1 protein-coding gene is annotated in these 838 nt (G+C 37.4%); it reads left to right on the forward strand.

Annotation, left to right across the window (positions count from 1 at the left end; translation table 11 throughout):
* Positions 1–767: DNA methyltransferase (locus tag ACT3QP_RS14940; RefSeq protein WP_444526045.1), on the forward strand; the 767-nt coding region annotated here is incomplete at its 5' end.
* Positions 768–838: the final 71 nt, after the last annotated feature.

Here is an 838-nt window from a genome sequence, read left to right on the forward strand (position 1 = left end):
CTATATGGTTTGGAAAAGATGTAGGAACTACTAGAGAAGCGTCAAAAGAGATAAAAGACGCTTTTAATGGTGAAGCTCCTTTTGATACACCTAAGCCTATGAGATTGATTAGCCGTTTAGCTGAATTAGTAGGTATAACCCAAGATGATATTTGTCTTGATTTTTTTGCAGGTTCAGGTAGCACTGCATGTTCACTTGCTTTAAATCAAAAAGCGAAAACAATTTCTATTCAATTACCAGAAGTAATTGATACTAACAAGCCTCATGGGAAAATTGCACAGAAACTAAATTTAATTACTGTTGCTGATGTTGCTAAGGAAAGACTAAGAAGAACATTTTCTGATTTAGATATTGGCTTTAAAGTATTTAAGTTAGACGAAACCAACATCCGTCCTTGGGATGCTGACTTTGACAATCTAGAAAGTGTTCTAAGGGAAGCAACCGAGTCTATCAAAGCAGATCGCTCAAACGAAGATGTACTTTATGAGATTTTACTAAAATACGGCATTGAACTCACAGTTCCAGTAGAGACTGAGGTTGTAAGCGGTAAGCAGGTCTTTGTGGTTGGAGCTGGTGCATTAATTGTGTGTTTAGACGATGGAATCACAAGTGAAGTGGTTGAAGGGATTGCCAAGCTTAAGCATGAGCTAGATCCAGAAACAACTCAGGTTGTATTTAAAGATGCAGGTTTTGCAGACAGTAATGTGAAAACTAACGCCATCCAGATCTTAAAACAAGCTGGTATTGACGATGTTAGAAGCATCTAAAGGATAAGTCATGTTTGAAATGAAAATAAAATTTAACCCTGATCTTGCTCACCAAAAAGACGCGGTTAGCG

The organism is Psychrobacter sp. AOP7-B1-24 (assembly GCF_052376215.1).
Taxonomy (GTDB): Bacteria; Pseudomonadota; Gammaproteobacteria; order Pseudomonadales; family Moraxellaceae; genus Psychrobacter.